The organism is Pseudomonas sp. NPDC089392 (genome assembly GCF_044749595.1).
Classification (GTDB): Bacteria; Pseudomonadota; Gammaproteobacteria; order Pseudomonadales; family Pseudomonadaceae; genus Aquipseudomonas.
In genome coordinates this window covers 1-16144 of sequence record NZ_JBIVIF010000022.1, presented here as the reverse complement: position 1 = coordinate 16144, position 16144 = coordinate 1, and the positions used below count along the sequence as shown (strand labels likewise).

The 16144-nt window shown below is 64.8% G+C and carries 9 protein-coding genes; 1 reads left to right on the top strand and 8 read right to left on the bottom strand.

Translation table 11 applies throughout. The features are described from left to right. Positions 1 to 228: 228 nt before the first annotated feature. Complete coding sequence (gene mmsB / locus ACIP1G_RS18580; protein WP_400739688.1) at positions 229 to 1116, bottom strand: 3-hydroxyisobutyrate dehydrogenase; 888 nt, start codon at positions 1114 to 1116, stop codon at positions 229 to 231. 10 nt (positions 1117 to 1126) lie between these two features. Then, entirely contained in the window at positions 1127 to 2653 is a 1527-nt protein-coding gene (locus tag ACIP1G_RS18575) for a CoA-acylating methylmalonate-semialdehyde dehydrogenase (RefSeq protein ID WP_400739685.1), read from the bottom strand. 132 nt (positions 2654 to 2785) lie between these two features. Here ACIP1G_RS18575 and ACIP1G_RS18570 point away from each other — a divergent pair, with 132 nt between their 5' ends. Beyond that, on the top strand, positions 2786 to 3736 hold the full coding sequence (locus ACIP1G_RS18570; protein WP_400739683.1) for a LysR family transcriptional regulator: 951 nt from the start codon (positions 2786 to 2788) through the stop codon (positions 3734 to 3736). 374 nt (positions 3737 to 4110) lie between these two features. Here the strand turns inward: ACIP1G_RS18570 and ACIP1G_RS18565 are convergent, their stop codons facing one another. From ACIP1G_RS18565 to recC, 6 genes are all read right to left on the bottom strand, one after another. Beyond that, on the bottom strand, positions 4111 to 4602 hold the full coding sequence (locus ACIP1G_RS18565; protein ID WP_400739681.1) for an OmpA family protein: 492 nt from the start codon (positions 4600 to 4602) through the stop codon (positions 4111 to 4113). A gap of 4 nt (positions 4603 to 4606) precedes the next feature. Beyond that, positions 4607 to 5878, bottom strand: coding sequence for a diguanylate cyclase domain-containing protein (locus ACIP1G_RS18560; protein WP_400739679.1), 1272 nt, complete (start codon positions 5876 to 5878; stop codon positions 4607 to 4609). Then, entirely contained in the window at positions 5875 to 6441 is a 567-nt protein-coding gene (locus tag ACIP1G_RS18555) for a YfiR family protein (protein WP_400739677.1), read from the bottom strand. The genes ACIP1G_RS18560 and ACIP1G_RS18555 overlap by 4 nt, the downstream gene beginning before the upstream one ends. Before the next feature lie 137 nt (positions 6442 to 6578). Then, positions 6579 to 8654 carry an exodeoxyribonuclease V subunit alpha gene (recD, locus tag ACIP1G_RS18550; RefSeq protein ID WP_400739675.1) on the bottom strand — a complete coding sequence of 692 codons (2076 nt, stop codon included), beginning with the start codon at positions 8652 to 8654 and terminating at the stop codon, positions 6579 to 6581. After that, positions 8651 to 12325 (bottom strand): exodeoxyribonuclease V subunit beta, encoded by a 3675-nt coding sequence (recB, locus tag ACIP1G_RS18545; RefSeq protein ID WP_400739673.1) that lies wholly within the window; start codon positions 12323 to 12325, stop codon positions 8651 to 8653. Before recB ends, recD begins: the two co-directional genes overlap by 4 nt. Further along, complete coding sequence (gene recC, locus ACIP1G_RS18540; RefSeq protein WP_400739671.1) at positions 12322 to 15804, bottom strand: exodeoxyribonuclease V subunit gamma; 3483 nt, start codon at positions 15802 to 15804, stop codon at positions 12322 to 12324. The genes recB and recC overlap by 4 nt, the downstream gene beginning before the upstream one ends. Between the last annotated feature and the right edge of the window lie 340 nt (positions 15805 to 16144).

Below are 16144 nucleotides of genomic sequence, written 5' to 3'. Positions count from 1 at the left end.
CTCCGCTACACCCCACGGGGGTTTTGGGGGGTTGGTGTTTGGGGGTGTTTCCCCCGCTTTTGCTCCCCTACCCTCCCCCACGCTTGGGGGGAAACCCCCGCTCCTACAACGGCCGCGTAATGCCTGCAGGGGTATGGACGAAAAAAATCGCGGTTCAAGCGCCCTGCCCTCTGGTGCGCAGTTACAGAGGGAAGGCCACTTGGCCCGCGATCAAGCCCACCTGTTGCATCAATCCTTCTTGCGATAACCCTCAACGATGGCCGAGAAGTCCTTGCCGCCCTCGCCGCGCAGGCTCATGGCCTGGTACAGCTGCTGGGCCACGGCACCGAGGATTACCGGTTGGTGTGCCTGGCGTGCCGCTTCGGTAGCCAGCCCCAAATCCTTCAACATCAGCTCGGCACCAAAACCACCGGTGTAACCACGTGATGCCGGCGCGGTCTCGATAATGCCCGGCCACGGGTTGTAGGTGTCCGAGCTCCAGCAACGCCCGGTCGAACTGTTGATGATGCCGGCCAGCACCTTGGTGTCGATGCCCAGCGCGTTGCCCAGGGCCATGGCCTCGGACACGCCGATCATCGAGATGCCCAGCAGCAGGTTGTTGCAGATCTTGGCGATCTGCCCGGTGCCAACCTCACCGCAGTGCACGATGTTGCGGCCCATTTGCTCCAGTACCGGCTTGAGCGTTGCGAACAGCTCGGCGCTGGCACCGACCATGAAGGTCAGGGTGCCTGCCGCCGCGCCGCCGGTACCACCGGACACTGGCGCATCGCCCATGTCCACGCCCTTGGCCGCTGCGGCCTTGGACACATCACGCGCGGTCTGCGGGTCGATGGTGCTGCAATCCACGGTCGGCGTGCCGGGGCGAATGCCGGCCAGCACACCGTCGTCGTTCAGGTACACGCTGCGCACATGAGCCGCAGCCGGCAGCATGGTGATCACCAGCTCGCTGTTGGCCGCCGCGTCCTTGGGCGACGGGCTGATCTGCCCGCCCAGTTCGGCCAGCTCGGCGAGCACTGCCTTGTTCAGGTCGAACAGGTTCAGCTGGTGCCCGGCCTTGATCAGGTTGCGGGCCATGGGCGCGCCCATGTTGCCCAGGCCGATGAATGCGATACGCATGAGGTGCTCCTTAGCGCAGACTGATGGTGGTGTTCACACCGTCGTTGATGCTGTCGTCATCGAACCAGCGGGCGGTGACGGTCTTGGTCTGAGTGTAGAACTGCACCACTTGCTTGCCGTACGGGCCGAGGTCGCCGAGCTTGGACCCACGCGAGCCTGTGAAGCTGAAGAACGGTACCGGCACCGGGATCGGGATGTTGATGCCGACCTGGCCGATGTCGATTTCGCTTTGGAACTTGCGCGCTGCCGCGCCGCTCTGGGTGAACAGGCCGGTGCCGTTGCCAAACGGGTTGGCGTTGACCAGGGCGATGGCCTCGTCGAGGGTATCGACCTCCAGGGTCACCAGCACCGGGCCGAAGATTTCCTGGGTGTACACCTGCATGTCGGTTTTTACGCCCGAGAACAGGGTCGGGCCGACGAAGTTGCCTTGCTCGTAACCCGGCACCGTGACGTCACGGCCGTCGAGTTCCAGCTTGGCGCCTTCCTTGATGCCGCTTTCGATCAGGCCCAGCACACGCTCCTTGGCGCGCTTGGAAACCACCGGGCCAACGTCGGTGCCAGGCTCGCAGCCGGCATTGACCTTGAGCTTGCTGGCTGCGTCCTTGATGTCCGGCAGCCATTCGCGGGCCTTGCCCACCAGCACCGCCACCGAGGTGGCCATGCAGCGCTGGCCTGCTGCGCCGAAGGCAGCACCGACCAGGGCGTTGATGGTTTGCGTGCGGTTGGCATCGGGCAGCACCACCGCGTGGTTCTTGGCGCCCATCATCGACTGCACGCGCTTGCCGTGCTGGCTGCCAAGGTTGTACACGTGGGTGCCCACTTCGGTGGAGCCGACGAAGGAAATTGCCTTGATGTCCTGGTGGGTGCAGATGGCATCCACCACTTGCTTGCCACCGTGCACCACGTTCAGCACGCCAGCGGGTACGCCAGCTTCCAGCGCCAGCTCGACCAGCAACATGGTCGACAGCGGGTCCTGCTCGGACGGCTTGAGCACGAAGGTGTTGCCGCAGACGATGGCCATGGGGAACATCCACAGCGGGATCATCGCCGGGAAGTTGAATGGGGTAATGCCGGCGCACACACCGATTGGCTGGCGCAGGGTGTAGGTATCGACACCACCGGCGACGTTCTCGGCGAATTCGCCCATCTGCAGGGTGCCGATGGAGGCTGCGTGCTCGACCACTTCCAGGCCGCGGAAGATATCGCCTTCGGCGTCAGCAATGGTTTTGCCCTGCTCGGCGCTGAGCACCTGGGCAATGCGCTTGGTGTGTTCGCGGATCAGCGCCTGCAACTTGAGCATGATGCGCATGCGCGCGCCGATCGGGGTGTCGCGCCAGGTCTGGAAGGCGCGATGGGCAGCCGCTACGGCAGCGTCGACTTCCTCGACAGTGGCGAACGGCACGCGCGCCAGTACCTCTTGGGTAGCCGGGTTGACGATATCGCGCCATTCGGTGGTCTTGGACTCGACCCACTGGCCGTCGATCAGCAGTTTGACCTGCTCGACTTTGGTCTGGTTAGGGGATTGCGGTGCGTTCATCTGCGTTCTCCTTGGAATTATTGTCGGGACGAGATCGCCAGCGCCGGGCAAACGCGAGGTGGCGTCCTGAGGCTTGTTTCGAGTATAGATGTGCAAACATCCAACAAGAACGCACAAAAAAACCGGATCATCATGCAAAAAGACCTCACATCCCTGAGCGCGCTCAACTGGGACGATTTGAAGTTTTTCCTCGAAGTGGCCCGCACCCGCAAGGCCAGCAGTGCCGCCAAGCGGCTGAGCGTGGACTACACCACGGTGTCGCGGCGCATCAGCTCGCTGGAGGGGGCGCTGGGCACCTTGCTGTTCGAAAAGTCGCGGACCAACGGCTTTGTCCTCACCGCCGAGGGCCAGCGCCTGCTGGGTTATGCCGAGTCGATCGAGAGCACGCTGCACATGGCTTGCGAGCAGGTGTCCGGGTCGGGCGTGGCGTTGTCGGGGCATGTGCGCATGGGCTGCACCGAAGGCTTTGGCAGCTTCTTCATCACCCCGCAGCTCAGCCACTTCGTCGATGCCTACCCAGCGATTTCGGTGGATATCCTGCCATTGCCGCACTTCATCAGCCTGTCCAAGCGCGAGGCCGACATCGTCATTGCCCTGGAGCGCCCGGAGCATGGGCCTTATGTGTGCTGCAAACTGTGCGACTACCGTTTGCGGCTGTACGCTACCCAGGACTACCTGGACAGCCACGCGCCAATTCGCCAAGTGACGGATTTGGCCAGGCACCCGTTCATCAGTTACGTGGATGACCTGGCGTTCAGCTCGGAGCTGCTGTACCTGGCCAACCTGATTCCCAACGCCAACGCGCATTTGCGCAGTACCAGCGTGATTGCCCAGTACACGGCGGCTTTGCAGGGGCGTGGGCTGGCGATCCTGCCGTGCTTCCTGGCGGCGCAGGATCCGCGGTTGGTGACGGTGCTGCCGGAGGAGATCGAGGTGACACGGCAGTTCTGGATGTATTGCCGGGAGGATTTGCGCAAGTTGAAGCGGATTACCCTGTTGTGGGATTACATCCGAGGGGTGACCGAGGCGAATGCGCCGTTGTTGATGGGTGAGATGCGGGAGATGCGGTTTGCCCAGGAATGAAGGGACTGCTGCGCAGCCCATCGCAGGCAAGCCAGCTCCCACAGGTACAGCGTAATCTCGAAGCCAGCACAGTACCTGTGGGAGCGGGCGTGCCCCGCGAACACCGGCGCAGCCGGTGCCATATACCGAGTTGCCTTCTTCGCGGGTAAACCCGCTCCTACATCGACCGCGCTAGCCCAGGGGTAATACAAATCCTGTGGGAGCGGGTTTACCCGCGAACACCGGCGCAGCCGGTGCCATATACCGAGTTGCCTTCTTCGCGGGTGAACCCGCTCCTACACCGACCGCGCTAGCCCAGGGGTAACATAAATCCTGTGGGAGCGGGTTTACCCGCGAACACCGGCGCAGCCGGTGCCAGGCCTGTGGGTCAATGGTCAGTAGGACGCGACCACGATGGACACGCGGCGGTTTTCGGTACGCCCGGCGCTGGTGCGGTTGTCCGCTACCGGTTGGGTGCTGCCCAGGCCACGGCTGTGGATGTTCTGCGCCTGCATGCCGACCCCGACCAATGCCTTGGTCACGCTCTGCGCACGGCGCTCGGACAGCTGCTGGTTGTACGCTGCCTTGCCCGACGAATCGGCATGCCCATCCACGCGCACGCCGTCGATACCAACGCCAAGCAACGCCTTGCCAATGCGCTCGACAATCGCCAGGCTCTGGCCGTTGAGGCTGTCCAGGTCGCTGCCGAACAGCACCTTGCCGGACAAGTCGTAAGCCCAACCTTCATCGGTCGGGGCGAAGCCTTCGCGCATGAGCACGGCAATCTGTTCTGGGGAGAGGCCCTTGGGCGGTGTGCTCTGGCAGCCGGTCAGCGTCAGCACGGCGAGCAACACGGCCCAAAGCGGGAAACGTAAAGCCTGTATCACGGGTTCAACTCCTGTTATTGATTTCGTTGGCGGACCGTTCCGTCTGCGCCACTTGCCAATGGCCACGGCGTTTGCGCTTGGCCTGGTACATCGCCGCATCAGCGGCATTCAGAAGACTGGCGGGGTCAGCGCCGTCATCCGGGTAAAAGGCAATACCGACACTCAGTGAGGTGGCGATACTGCGGCCACTGTCCAGCTGCACCGGCAGTTTCATGCTGGCAACGATCTTCTCGGCAATCTGCTCGGCGTCCTGGCGCGAATGCAAAGGCGTCAGCAGCACGGCGAACTCGTCGCCGCCCAGGCGCGCCACCAGGTCGTGTTCGCGCAGTTGGGCGCGCACGCGGTCGGCTACGCTGATCAGCACTTCGTCGCCAATGGCATGCCCGAGGGTGTCGTTGATCTGCTTGAAGTGGTCGCTGTCGAGGAACAGCAGCGCCATGTGGTCGCGCTGCCGCGCGGCATTGCGCACGCTACGGCTCAGGCGCCCTTCGAAGAAGGCACGGTTGGGCAGGCCGGTCAGGCTGTCGTGGCTGGCCTGGTGGGCCAGGGCCTGGTTTTCGTTCTGCAGGTGGCTGTGCCACACCTCCAGCTCATCCAGCAGGGCATTGAAGTCATTACCCAGTTCGTTGAGCTCGGCAATCGGCGCCTCCGGCACACGCCGGTCGAAACTGCGTTCGCGGCGGGCAGCGTGGGCGACAACGGCCAAGCCTCGCAGCGGGCGGACAATATCGCCTAGCAGGCGCCGCGACAGGTATTGGGCAGCCACGGCACTGAGCAGCGTGCAAACCAGGATGCCGCCCAGCCCGCTAAGCAGGAACAGCAGCAGGCTGCGCCCCTGGCCGACCAGTTCGATGTGCCCGACCTTTTGCTGCTGGTGCATGATCGGCAGGTTGACCGGCTCATCCAGCAAGGCAGCGGCAACCTGCACTTCCAGCTGCGCAAGCATACCGGTATCGGCGCGTTGCCAGTGCGCCAGCTGCTCGCCCTCATTATTGAAGACCCTAGCCTCGGCGACTTCTTCGTTACTGGCGATCAGCGCCAGCGATTCGTTGGCCGCAGCACTGTCGTCGAACACCACGGCCGCTTCGACGGTGTAGTTGATCGAGCGGGCGATCAGGTGCAAGTTGTGATTGGCATAGGCCCCCAGGGCAAATACGCCCAGCAGGGTCAGGGAAATGCCGGCCAGGCCTACGGCGAGCAGGGCGACGCTGAGGTGGCCACGAGCCAGGACCGAACGCAGGGTCGGACGTTCGCGGCGTTTGTGGCTCGGTTTCATGGCTGCACCGCCCGGCGCCGCGACAGTTGCAGCACGCTGGGGTGAATACGCACGCCAGAGCGCGCCACCGAGTCGAGGTTGACCTCAAAAGCCACCTGCTGGTCGCTGACCCGCAGGCAGAACAGGCTACCGACCGTGCACGGGTCGTTCGCTTCGCTGATGCTCAGTACCGGGTGGCCGCTGACACGTTCGAACAGTTTGTCGCGCTGGCCTTGGTCGAGTTTGCCGATGTAGATGGCGTCGCAAGCCTGGGCAACCTGGGTGTCGTCAGCCAGTAGGCGCTTCACCTGCAGCGGGCGGCCGGACTCCTGCACATGGCCTTTGATCAGGTCATCGGCGTATTCGGTCGGGCCGACCAGGCACAGGCGCAAGGGTGAGGGTTCGACGGGCCAGCGGGCGTAGCTGAAGATACCCAGCACTACCTGGGTGACAGCCTTGGCGCGTTGTTGGGCCTGGGCAGCGGTTGTGGCGGTGTCTGCCCGGGCGAGGCCTGTGGAAAGGAACAGGGCAGCCAGCAATAGCGAAAGCGCACAGCTTGTCACTCGCCTTGCGGCCACGTGCATGTGGGGGGGCTCTTAAGGTCCTTTCCGGTATCGGCGCAACGATAGCACATGGCCGCATCAATGTAGGAATGGGCCGCTGTATGTATTGGGATTGAGGGCCCTATCGCCGGCAAGCCAGCGATAGGGCCTTCTTGGTCCTACACCTGCTCGAGCATCAACCCGGAAATCCGCCGCACCTTGCGCGCCACCGCTTCTTCGAAAATGCCCAGGCGTGGTTCGATCAGGCTGAAGCAGTGCTTGGCGCGGGTGATGCCGGTGTACACCAGTTCCTTGGTCAGCACCGGATTCAGCGCATCCGGCAGCACCAGCGCGGTGTGGCTGAACTCCGAGCCCTGGGATTTGTGCACAGTCATGGCGAATACCGTTTCCACTTCGTTAAGCCGGCTGGGCAGGACAAAGCGCACCCCGCCGCTGCCGTCGTTACGCGGGAAGGCCACCCGCAGCAATGGCTCGCCGCGCTCATCCGGCAGGCGCAGGGCAATACCGATGTCGCCGTTCATCAGGCCCAGGCCGTAGTCGTTGCGGGTCACCAGCACCGGGCGACCTTCGTACCAGGGCTGCTGGCTGTCGATCAGCCCGGCATTGTGCAGCACCCGCGCCACCCGCTCGTTGAGGCCTTCGACCCCCCAGGCGCCGCGGCGCACCGCACACAGCAACTGGAAGTCCTCAAAACTGTGCAACACCTTGCTCGCCCATTGCTCCCAGGCGGGGTCGTCGAAGGCAGTATCGAGTGCCGGCCGATAGCGGCCAAGGGTGCGCAAGTAGCTGCGATACCCCTGCGGGCCGTCGCCACCGCGGTTGAGGCCGTCCAGCAGCAGGCGGTCGAAGGCGCGGTCCTGCTCGTGCTTCAGGGCCAGGCTGTGCACGTCGGGTGGCGGCGCGGCCAGCAGGTTACGTGCCGCGTAGGCGTCCTGGCGGTTGACCAGCCGGGCCAGCTGGCCAATGCCGCTGCCTTCGCCGAAGCGCCGCGAGAAACGCAGCATCACCACCTGCTGGGCCAGCGGGTTGCGCTGCTCATCACCGGCCTTGAGGCCACTGCCGGCTAGCGACTCGCCACTGATCTGTTCAAGCCACGCGGCAGTCGCTGCTGAGTAGTAACCTTCCTCGGCATCCCGACACAGGTCGCCCAGTACCGCGCCAGCTTCGACCGACGCCAGCTGGTCCTTGTCGCCCAGCAGCACCAGGCGTGCGCGTGGCGGCAGGGCATCAAGCAGGTTGGCCATCATTTCCAGGTCGATCATCGACGCTTCGTCGACCACCAGCACGTCCAACGGCAACGGGTTGCCGGCATGGTGGCGGAAGTGCCGCGAGCCCGGGCGGCTGCCGAGCAGGCGGTGCACGGTGCTGACTTCGGTAGGAATCTGCCCGCGCACCTCGGCGCTGACCTGCAGGCGCTCGACTTGCTGGCCAATTGATTCGGTCAGGCGGGCGGCTGCCTTGCCGGTCGGCGCCGCCAGGCGGATACGCAGCGGCCTGCCCTGCTCCACTGCCGGCGCCTGCAGCAAGGCCAACAGGCGCACCACGGTGGTCGTCTTACCGGTACCGGGGCCACCGGTGATGATGCTGAAACCGGCACGGGTGGCCAGCGCACAGGCAAGCTTCTGCCAATCCACCTGGCCCACTGGCGCGCCGCCGTCGAACAGCTGCGCCAGGCGATCTGGCAGGTCCGCTGGTGGCGCTTCGGCCTGAGTCAGGCGCTGACGCAGGGTATGGTCGATGCGCCGCTCGTAGCTCCAGTAACGCCGCAAGTACAGGCGCTCGCCACTGAGCACAAGTGGCCGCGCCTGTTGGCCCGGGGTATCGCCAGCGGCCACCAGCGGGCTGGCAGCGATGCGTTGGCGCCAGGCATGCAAGTCGAGGTTGGCCAGCAACTGCGACGGCAGCAGCAAAGGGCCGGTCAGGGCGTCGCCCTCCGGCGGCAACGACAGGGCGAAGTCGGGCTCGGCCAGGGTTTGCTGCAAGTCGAGGCAGACATGGCCGTGGCCCAGCTGGTGGCTGGCCAGTGCCGCCGCCAGCAACAGCAAGGGGTCACTGCCAGGCGCGCGCTCTTTGAGGAACGACACGAATGCGCGGTCCAGGGCACGCAGCCAGCCCCGCTCTACCCAGCGGTCGAGCAGTTGCAGCAGGTCACCGCTGTCATGCTGTGGCGCCAGTGCGAGCAGGTGCTCGGCGTGCAGCGGGGTGGGCAACAGGTCGACAAGGCTGCGGCTCATATCACTTCTCCGGCAAACAGGTCTTGCTGTGTGGGCGGGTGCTCGCCACGGAACAGCGCATCAAGGCTTTCGATCAGCTCACGCGGTGGCTTGGCGTGGTACACGCCATGGCCGCTGCTGCTGGCACCGCGCAGGAAGATGAACAGGGCTCCGCCGACATGGCGGTCGTAATCGTAATCTGGCAGGCGTGCGCGCAACTGGCGATGCAGGGCCAGCAGGTACAGCACGTACTGCAGGTCGTAGCGGTGCTCAAGGATGGCTTTTTCCATGGCCAAGGCATCGTAGGCCTGGATGTCCGGGCCCAGCCAGTTGGACTTGTAGTCGGTCACGTAATAGCGCCCGTCCAGTTCGAATGCCAAGTCGATAAAGCCTTTGAACATGCCGTTGAGCACGGTCGGCTGCGCCGCCGGGCGCGACAGGCCGGGGTGGGTGTGGCGAGCCACCAGGCGGTCGAGTTGCTCGGCGTCGACCCGGTGGCTGGCGAACCAGAACTCCATTTCAATCTGGTAACGGCGCAACTGTCCGAGCGTCACGCTGTGGCCGCTGCCCGGCAGTGGCAGTGCCTCGCCCAGCAAGCGGTGCATCCATTGGCTGAGGGTGGGGATCCAGCCGGTCCAGTCGCGGCGGTTGCAACGCTGGCCAACGGTTTGCTCGATCAGCTGCGGGTTGCTGCTGACCTGGCTGAAGCCTTCGCGGCCCGCCCATTCCAGCAAGCCATGGAGGAAGGTGCCAGGGTTCGGCCCACGCGGGAAGCGGTGGATATCGCCGCTGTCGGCCGGGACCTCGCGCAGCAGCTGCGCATCGACCACTTCGTCATCCAGCAGTTGCTGGGCCTGCGAGCTGTCAGCACCGAGGGTCTGGTCGCCGACGCGCAAGGCGCTGTACGACGCGATCCACCAGTGCTCGGCGGCCGCGCGGCGCGGCTTGCGTGCCGGCAGCAGCTCACGCTCGGCGTGAGGCATGCGATAGACCTGCTCATCCGCTTGCGGCAGGCCCGGGCAAGTGATGTGCGCGCAAGTCGCCGCCAAGGCCTGCAACCAGTCGGTCAGTTGCGCCGAACCGGCCAGGGCTAGGCCGCCACCCAGCAGGTAGCCGAATGCCGAGCGGTGCAGCTGCGAGCTCTTCTGGTTGCCGCGCTTGAGGTCGGCGACACCCAGCCAGCAAGCATGCTGGGCGCGGGTCAGGGCCACGTAAAGCAGGCGCAGGTCCTCGGCCAGCCGCTCGTCGTCGGCGCGCTCGATCTGCTCCGGGTTGGGCGTAAGGGTAAGGTGCGCATCGCCCTCGCTATCATGCCAGGCCAACGGCAAGCGGCTGCCATCCACCGGCTTGCTGGTGCAAATGAATGGCAGGTAGACCAAGGGGTATTCCAGGCCCTTGGACTTGTGGATGGTCACCACCTTCACCAGCTGCTCGTCGCTCTCCAGGCGCAGAATCTGCTCTTCGCCGGCCTGCCCGGAGCTGGCCAGGTGCTCGGCCAGGTGGCGGATCAGTGCCTGTTCGCCATCCAGTTCGCCAGCGGCCTGTTGCAGCAACTCGGCCAGGTGCAGCAGGTTGGTCAGCACCCGCTCGCCATCAGTGCGACGAATCAGGGTGCGCGGCAGCTGGAAGTCATGCAGCAGGTGGCGCAGCATCGGCAGCACGCCCTGGCGCTGCCAGGTGTCACGGTAATGGCGGAAACGCATGACCCAGCCTTCCCAGACCCGTTCATCCTGGTTCAGCCGGTCCAGCGCGGCCAGCGACAAGCCGAGCGTGAGGCTGGCCAGGGCAGCCTTGAGCAGGCGTTCCGAGTCGGGCTCGGCACAGGCCTTGAGCCAGGCCAGCAAGTCGTGGGCCTCCTGGGCGGCGAACACCGAATCCTTGTCGGACAGGTACACACTGCGCACCTCACGTGCGGCCAGCTCGGCACGAACCATCTGCGCCTCATGGCCATCGCGCACAAGGATGGCGATGTCCGATGGCAGGCACGGACGCAGTTCGCCTTCGGCATTCTGGAAGCCTGCCGTGCCCTGCTGGCCGCCATTGAGCAAGGCGACGATATGGCTGGCACAGCTGGCTGCCAGCTGCTGGCGGTAGACGCTGCTGGAGACCGGCTCTTCGCTTTCCAGCTGCCAGCACTGAAGGGCTGCACTGGCTTCACCGTCGATCATCAGCTGCTCGCCACGGCCTTTGGCGCGGACCTCGATGAACGGCAGCGGGTTGTCATCGGCCTCACGGAACAAGAACGCACCGCGCCCCGCTTCACGTGCCTCGGCCTGCAGGAACACCTGGTTGACCGCCGCTACCATGGCCTTGCTGGAGCGGTAGTTGGTGTCCAGGCTGTGCAGGCGGCCGCTGGTGGCGCGCCGTGCAGCGAGGTAGGTGTAGATGTCGGCACCACGGAAGGCGTAGATCGCCTGCTTGGGGTCGCCAATCATGAACAGGCCGGTTTCGGCGCGGTTCTCACTGATCTGGTAGATGCGCTCGAAAATGCCGTACTGCACCGGGTCGGTGTCCTGGAATTCGTCGATCAGTGCCACCGGGAACTGTTCGCGGATAAGGCTGGCCAGGCGCTCGCCGGCCTCGCTGGCCAGGGCGTGCTGCAGGCGTACGAGCATGTCGTCGAAGCCCATTTCCGCGCGCCGGCGCTTTTCTACTTCGAAACGTGCCGATACCCAGTTGGCAGCGTGTTCGAGCAAGGGCGCATCAGGGCTGTCCAGGGCTTGCAATTGTTGCTGCAAGGTCTGCATGGCGTTAAGGCCAGGGTGCTCGGGTGGCTCGCCCTTCCAGGCCTCGGCCATGCCGTCCGGTGTTAGCCGGGTGAAGCCCGTGCCCAGGTCAAGCTCCACCAGTTGCTCGTCACCGGCCCAGGCGCAGAGCTTGTCGAACCACGGCTCAAAATAACGCGCCTGCATCTTGCGGCCGTCGACCTGCTTGGCGGCCAGTGCATCGCGACAGATTTGCCGCAACTCCTCGGCCCACTGCGCCCACGGCGCCTTGAGCCGGGCCAGTTGCTCGCCACGTTGCTGCAGCGATGCCTGGATCAATGCAGCAGGTTCTGGCCCGTCCTGCTGGGCGCGCACGCGCCCGAACAGCGGGCGAATGCGCGGCAGCAAGGCGTCCGGGCTACCCCAGTGGCCACGTACCCAGGCCAGTGCGTCGCCTTGCATGCCGTAGCAGAAGCGCCGCCAGTAATCGCGCATGACCTGGCCCAGCAGCTCGCTGTGGTCGGTTTCCAGGGTCTGGGTGAACAGGCTGCCGCTGTCGAATGCATGTTCGCGCAGCATGCGCTGGCACCAGCCGTGGATGGTCGATACCGCCGCTTCATCCATCCACTGCACGGCGATTTCCAGGCGCCCGGCACAACGCGGCCAGGCCTCTTCAGGGTAATCGTCACGCAATTGGTGCAGCAGCGGGTCGGCGCCTTCCAGCTCGCCACGGAAGAACCGCGCGGCCTCAGCCAGGCGGGCGCGGATACGCTCGCGCAGCTCCTTGGTAGCAGCGTCGGTGAAGGTCACCACGAGGATCTGCGGTGGCAGCAGTTCGCGCTCGAAAGCTTGCTCGCCACCGTGGCCGAGGATCAGGCGCAGGTACAGCGCCGAAATGGTGAAGGTCTTGCCCGTGCCGGCGCTGGCCTCGATCAGCTGGCTGCCGTGCAGGGGGAAACTCAGTGCCAGGGGACGGTCCTGGGTCATGCGCCTTTCTCCGGGTTGCCCAGGGTTTGCCAGGGGGCGGTGAACAATGGGCGGTACAAGGTTTCGCACCAGCCTTCAAAGGTTTCATCAGCGGTGAGCGCGGCAAAATCGCGGAACTGCCGGGCCAGGGCGATGCTTTCACTGCGCTCGCCAATGCTGGTGCGCTCGTCACCTTCGTAAGCGCGGGCTGCGGCGGCCAGGGCTTTGTCGGCATCGTCCTGCGCCAGCCAGGCGAACGCGGTCTTGGCCGCGACCGGTAGCGGCGCGTTCATCGCCGCCTGGCGGGCCACCAGCAACTCGCCTAGCAATTTTGCGGCCTGGTCTTGCGGCAGCGGTGCCAGCAGCAGAGTCAGGTCACTGGCTACCAGTGCGCTGTTGTAGGGGTAACCGGCCGCACAGGCCGCCAGGTGCGTGACCCAAGGCGCAATCAGGCGGTGCCACTTGAGGTTGTTGCGCCCGGCGCTGATGGTGTTGGGTACCGTGGTGATGCTCAGCAGGCTCTGGTCATCGGCCTGGAAAACCCGGCCCAGCCAGCCTTCCAGACGGTGCCGGCCGTGTTCGAAATGAATCGGCAAGGCGCCTTCGACCAGCTGTGGCCAGCGTTGCAGCAACTGCTGGTGACGCTGCAACAGGTCGGGTAGCGGTTCGATCAATTCGTCTTGCAGCATTTCACCGAAACCGGCCAATGGCAGCAAGCCGCAGGCCTGCAGGCGTAGGGCCTGGGCTTGCAAGGCCTGCGCAGCGTTATCCGGGTCGGCCAGCGCTGCGCCGAGCAAGCTTTCGCTGGCGCCGTAGCGTTGCAGGGTGTCGAGGACGAAGGGTTCTTCATCCGGGGTCGGTGCCTCCAGCGCCTCGAAATACACCTTCAGGCGCTGGCTGAAGAAGTGCCGCACCGGGTGGCGCAGGAAGTCATTCAGCTGGGTCAGGCTCAGGGCTTCATCGTCTTGATAAGGCGACAGGTCGGCGTCCCCCTGCTCATCCTCTTCACCCTGCTGGTGCAATACCTGCCATTCGTGGGCAAAGCTGAACAGCGGGCTGCCCTTCTGGAAGTAGCGCGGGCTGAACGGTTGCAGCGGGTGCTCCTGGGTCAGGGCGTGCAGCAGTTGCTCACCCGGCTCTGCCGCCAGCCCTTGCGCCGCGCCGGCCAGATGCCAGCCCGCGGCGATGTGATCGCGCAACTGGCCAATCAACACCGAGGCCGGGCGTTCGCTGTTGTCGCGGATACTGCGCCCCACCCAGCTGACATACAGCTGGTCACGTGCCGACAGCAGTGCTTCGAGCAGCAGGTACCGGTCGTCTTCGCGACGTGAGCGGTCACCGGGGCGGTAGTCGCTGGCCATCAGGTCGAAGTCCAGCGGCTGCTGGGCGCGGGGGTAATCGCCATCGTTCATGCCCAGCAGGCAGACCACCCGGAACGGAATCGCACGCATGGGCATGAGGGTGCAGAAGTTCACCGAGCCGGCGAGGAAGCGCTGGGATAACTTGCCCTGATCGAGGCCCGACAGCCAGGCCTCACGAACGACGGTCAGTGGCAGAGGGTCTTGCAGGCCGACGGCCTCGCACACTTCCAGCCAGCTATCGCGCAGGTCTTGCAACTGCATCAGCAGGAACTCGTCGTGCTCGCCCTCGGCCAGGAAGAACACCTGCAGCAACGCATGCAAGCGCTCGCCCCACTGTTTGACTGTGGCGGGCTCGGACAAGGCCTGGCAAGCGACTTCGAGCGCATCGAGCAGCGCGACCAGCGGGCCGATCAGGGCTGCGTCCAGGCCGCCGATTTCATCGTACGGTTCAATGCCGTCACAGGCCTCGCCCACGCCGACGGCATAGCCCAGCAGCATGCGCCGCAGGCCGAAACGCCAGCTGTTCTGTTCCAGCCCTGCAGGCAGGCCCAGGCTGGCTCGCTGCTCGGCGTTGAGCCCCCAACGGATACCGGCGCCCTCGATCCAGCGGTGCAGTGTGGGCAGGTCGTTTTCGCGGATGCCGAAGCGGGCGCGAACCGCCGGTACGTCCAGCAGATCGAGTACTTCGCTGACTGCGAAGCGGCTGTCTGGCAGCTTGAGCAGGTGTTCAAGGGCGATCAGCAAGGGCTCACGACCGCGCTGGCCCTGGTCAGTCAGGGTGAACGGAATGTAGCGCGGGTCGTTGCGTTGCAGCTGGCCGAACACGGCGCGGATATGCGGCGCGTAGGTGTCGATGGCCGGCAGCATGACGATCACGTCACGCGGGCGCAATGTAGGGTCGGCACTAAAGCGCGCCAACAGCTGGTCGTGGAGTATCTCTACTTCGCGTTGTGGGCTGTGGGCGACGTGAAAACGAATCGAACGGTCCTTTGCCGTGTCGACTGGCGGCCATAGCTCGCGGGTTTCGGCGAGCGGGCGCAGTTCCAGGATGTCGTCCTGCAACTGGTTGAGCAGCGTGGTAGGCGAGCCATCACTGAACAGGTCGATGCGGCCATCGCTGAACACGCCCTGGTAGCTGCCCGGGTCGTCATAGCTGTCGAGCAGGTTGATGTAATCGCGGCCTTGTTTACCCCAGGCAGCCAGCAACGGGTGGGCATGCTGGTGCAGCGACTGGTCGTCCAGTTGCAGGGGCATGCCCTGTTTGCGCTGCTGGCGTTTGTACTGGTGGCGCAGCAGGTCCTTGTCGGCAACGATATCGGCCCAGTGGTGGCGGCAGGGGTTGTGCACGCACAGCAGTACCTGGCTGAAGCGCGCGAGGCCTGCCAGTGCTTCCAGGGCCTGGGCTGGCAATGACGAGATGCCGAATACGATCACCCGCGGTGGCAGCCCGGCAGGTGCCTGCTCCAGGCTGTTGATCCGTTCGATGAAGCGCTGATGCACCCCGGCGCGGCTCTGCGCCATGCCCTGCTCGCCAACATCCTCCAGCAATGCCCGCCACAGTTCGGCCTGCCAGCGGTTACCCGGGGGCAGCGCTTTGCGCTCGCCGCGGGCGGTATTGAGGATGTGCTCGCCAGCGGCCCAGTCTTTTAGCCAGTCTGCGCGGTAGACCTGGTATTGGTCGAACAGGTCGGCCAGGCGCTCGGCAAGTTGGTAGCGCTTGCGCAGGTCGCTGTCGTCGGTGAGGAAGCGCCGCAGCGGCTCGAAGTGCGGGCGCTCGATCAAGGCTGGCAGCAGGCGCATCAGGCGCCAGGTCAGCGGTGCCTTGTCGAGCAGGGAGACTTCGGGAATTTCGTCGCGGCCGAGCACGCTGCGGTACAGCTGCCACATGAAGCTGCCAGGCAGTTGCACGTCGATTGCGGCGGCGATGCCACAGCCACCCTGGTCATCTTCCAGCGGATCTTCTGCCAGGGCCAGCTTCAGCCATTGGGCGATGCCGTTGCTTTGCACCAGGGCGATTTCGTTTTCCAGCGGCGCCAAGGGGTAGCGACGCATCCAGCTCACCACCAGGCTGCGCAGGTCGTCGAGGCGGTTGCCGTGGACGATCATGAAGCCGGGGTGGAGCTGGGTGGTGGTGAGCATTGGGAGGTCTCTGGCAGGCGCGGGTGGCTGAGGAGGGAACGATATCACGCGAATATGAAAGGCCAAATGCCATCAGCCTGACGCGATTCCTGATTTTGCTCGCGATCCTTGTGGGAGCGGCTTTAGCCGCGAAGCAGGCGGCGCGGTGGAGGGCACCGGCTTTGCCGGTGTTCGCGGCTGAAGCCGCTCCTACAGGGATTTGGGTGAGGCCAGGGACCGAGCAAGGCGGGGGATTTTTGCGTCACAAAGACAAAACCCCTACCTGCATGCGCAGATAGGGGTTTTGCGAAATGAATCTTGACGATGACCTACTCTCACATGGGGAAACCCCACACTACCA

Excerpts from the sequence above, each read along its gene's own strand:
- ACIP1G_RS18575 (WP_400739685.1), bottom strand. The coding sequence starts at position 2,653 with ATGAACGCACCGCAATCCCCTAACCAGACCAAAGTCGAGCAGGTCAAA.
- recC (WP_400739671.1), bottom strand. The coding sequence starts at position 15,804 with ATGCTCACCACCACCCAGCTCCACCCCGGCTTCATGATCGTCCACGGC.
- mmsB (WP_400739688.1), bottom strand. The coding sequence starts at position 1,116 with ATGCGTATCGCATTCATCGGCCTGGGCAACATGGGCGCGCCCATGGCC.
- recD (WP_400739675.1), bottom strand. The coding sequence starts at position 8,654 with ATGAGCCGCAGCCTTGTCGACCTGTTGCCCACCCCGCTGCACGCCGAG.
- ACIP1G_RS18555 (WP_400739677.1), bottom strand. The coding sequence starts at position 6,441 with ATGCACGTGGCCGCAAGGCGAGTGACAAGCTGTGCGCTTTCGCTATTG.
- recB (WP_400739673.1), bottom strand. The coding sequence starts at position 12,325 with ATGACCCAGGACCGTCCCCTGGCACTGAGTTTCCCCCTGCACGGCAGC.
- ACIP1G_RS18560 (WP_400739679.1), bottom strand. The coding sequence starts at position 5,878 with ATGAAACCGAGCCACAAACGCCGCGAACGTCCGACCCTGCGTTCGGTC.
- ACIP1G_RS18570 (WP_400739683.1), top strand. The coding sequence starts at position 2,786 with ATGCAAAAAGACCTCACATCCCTGAGCGCGCTCAACTGGGACGATTTG.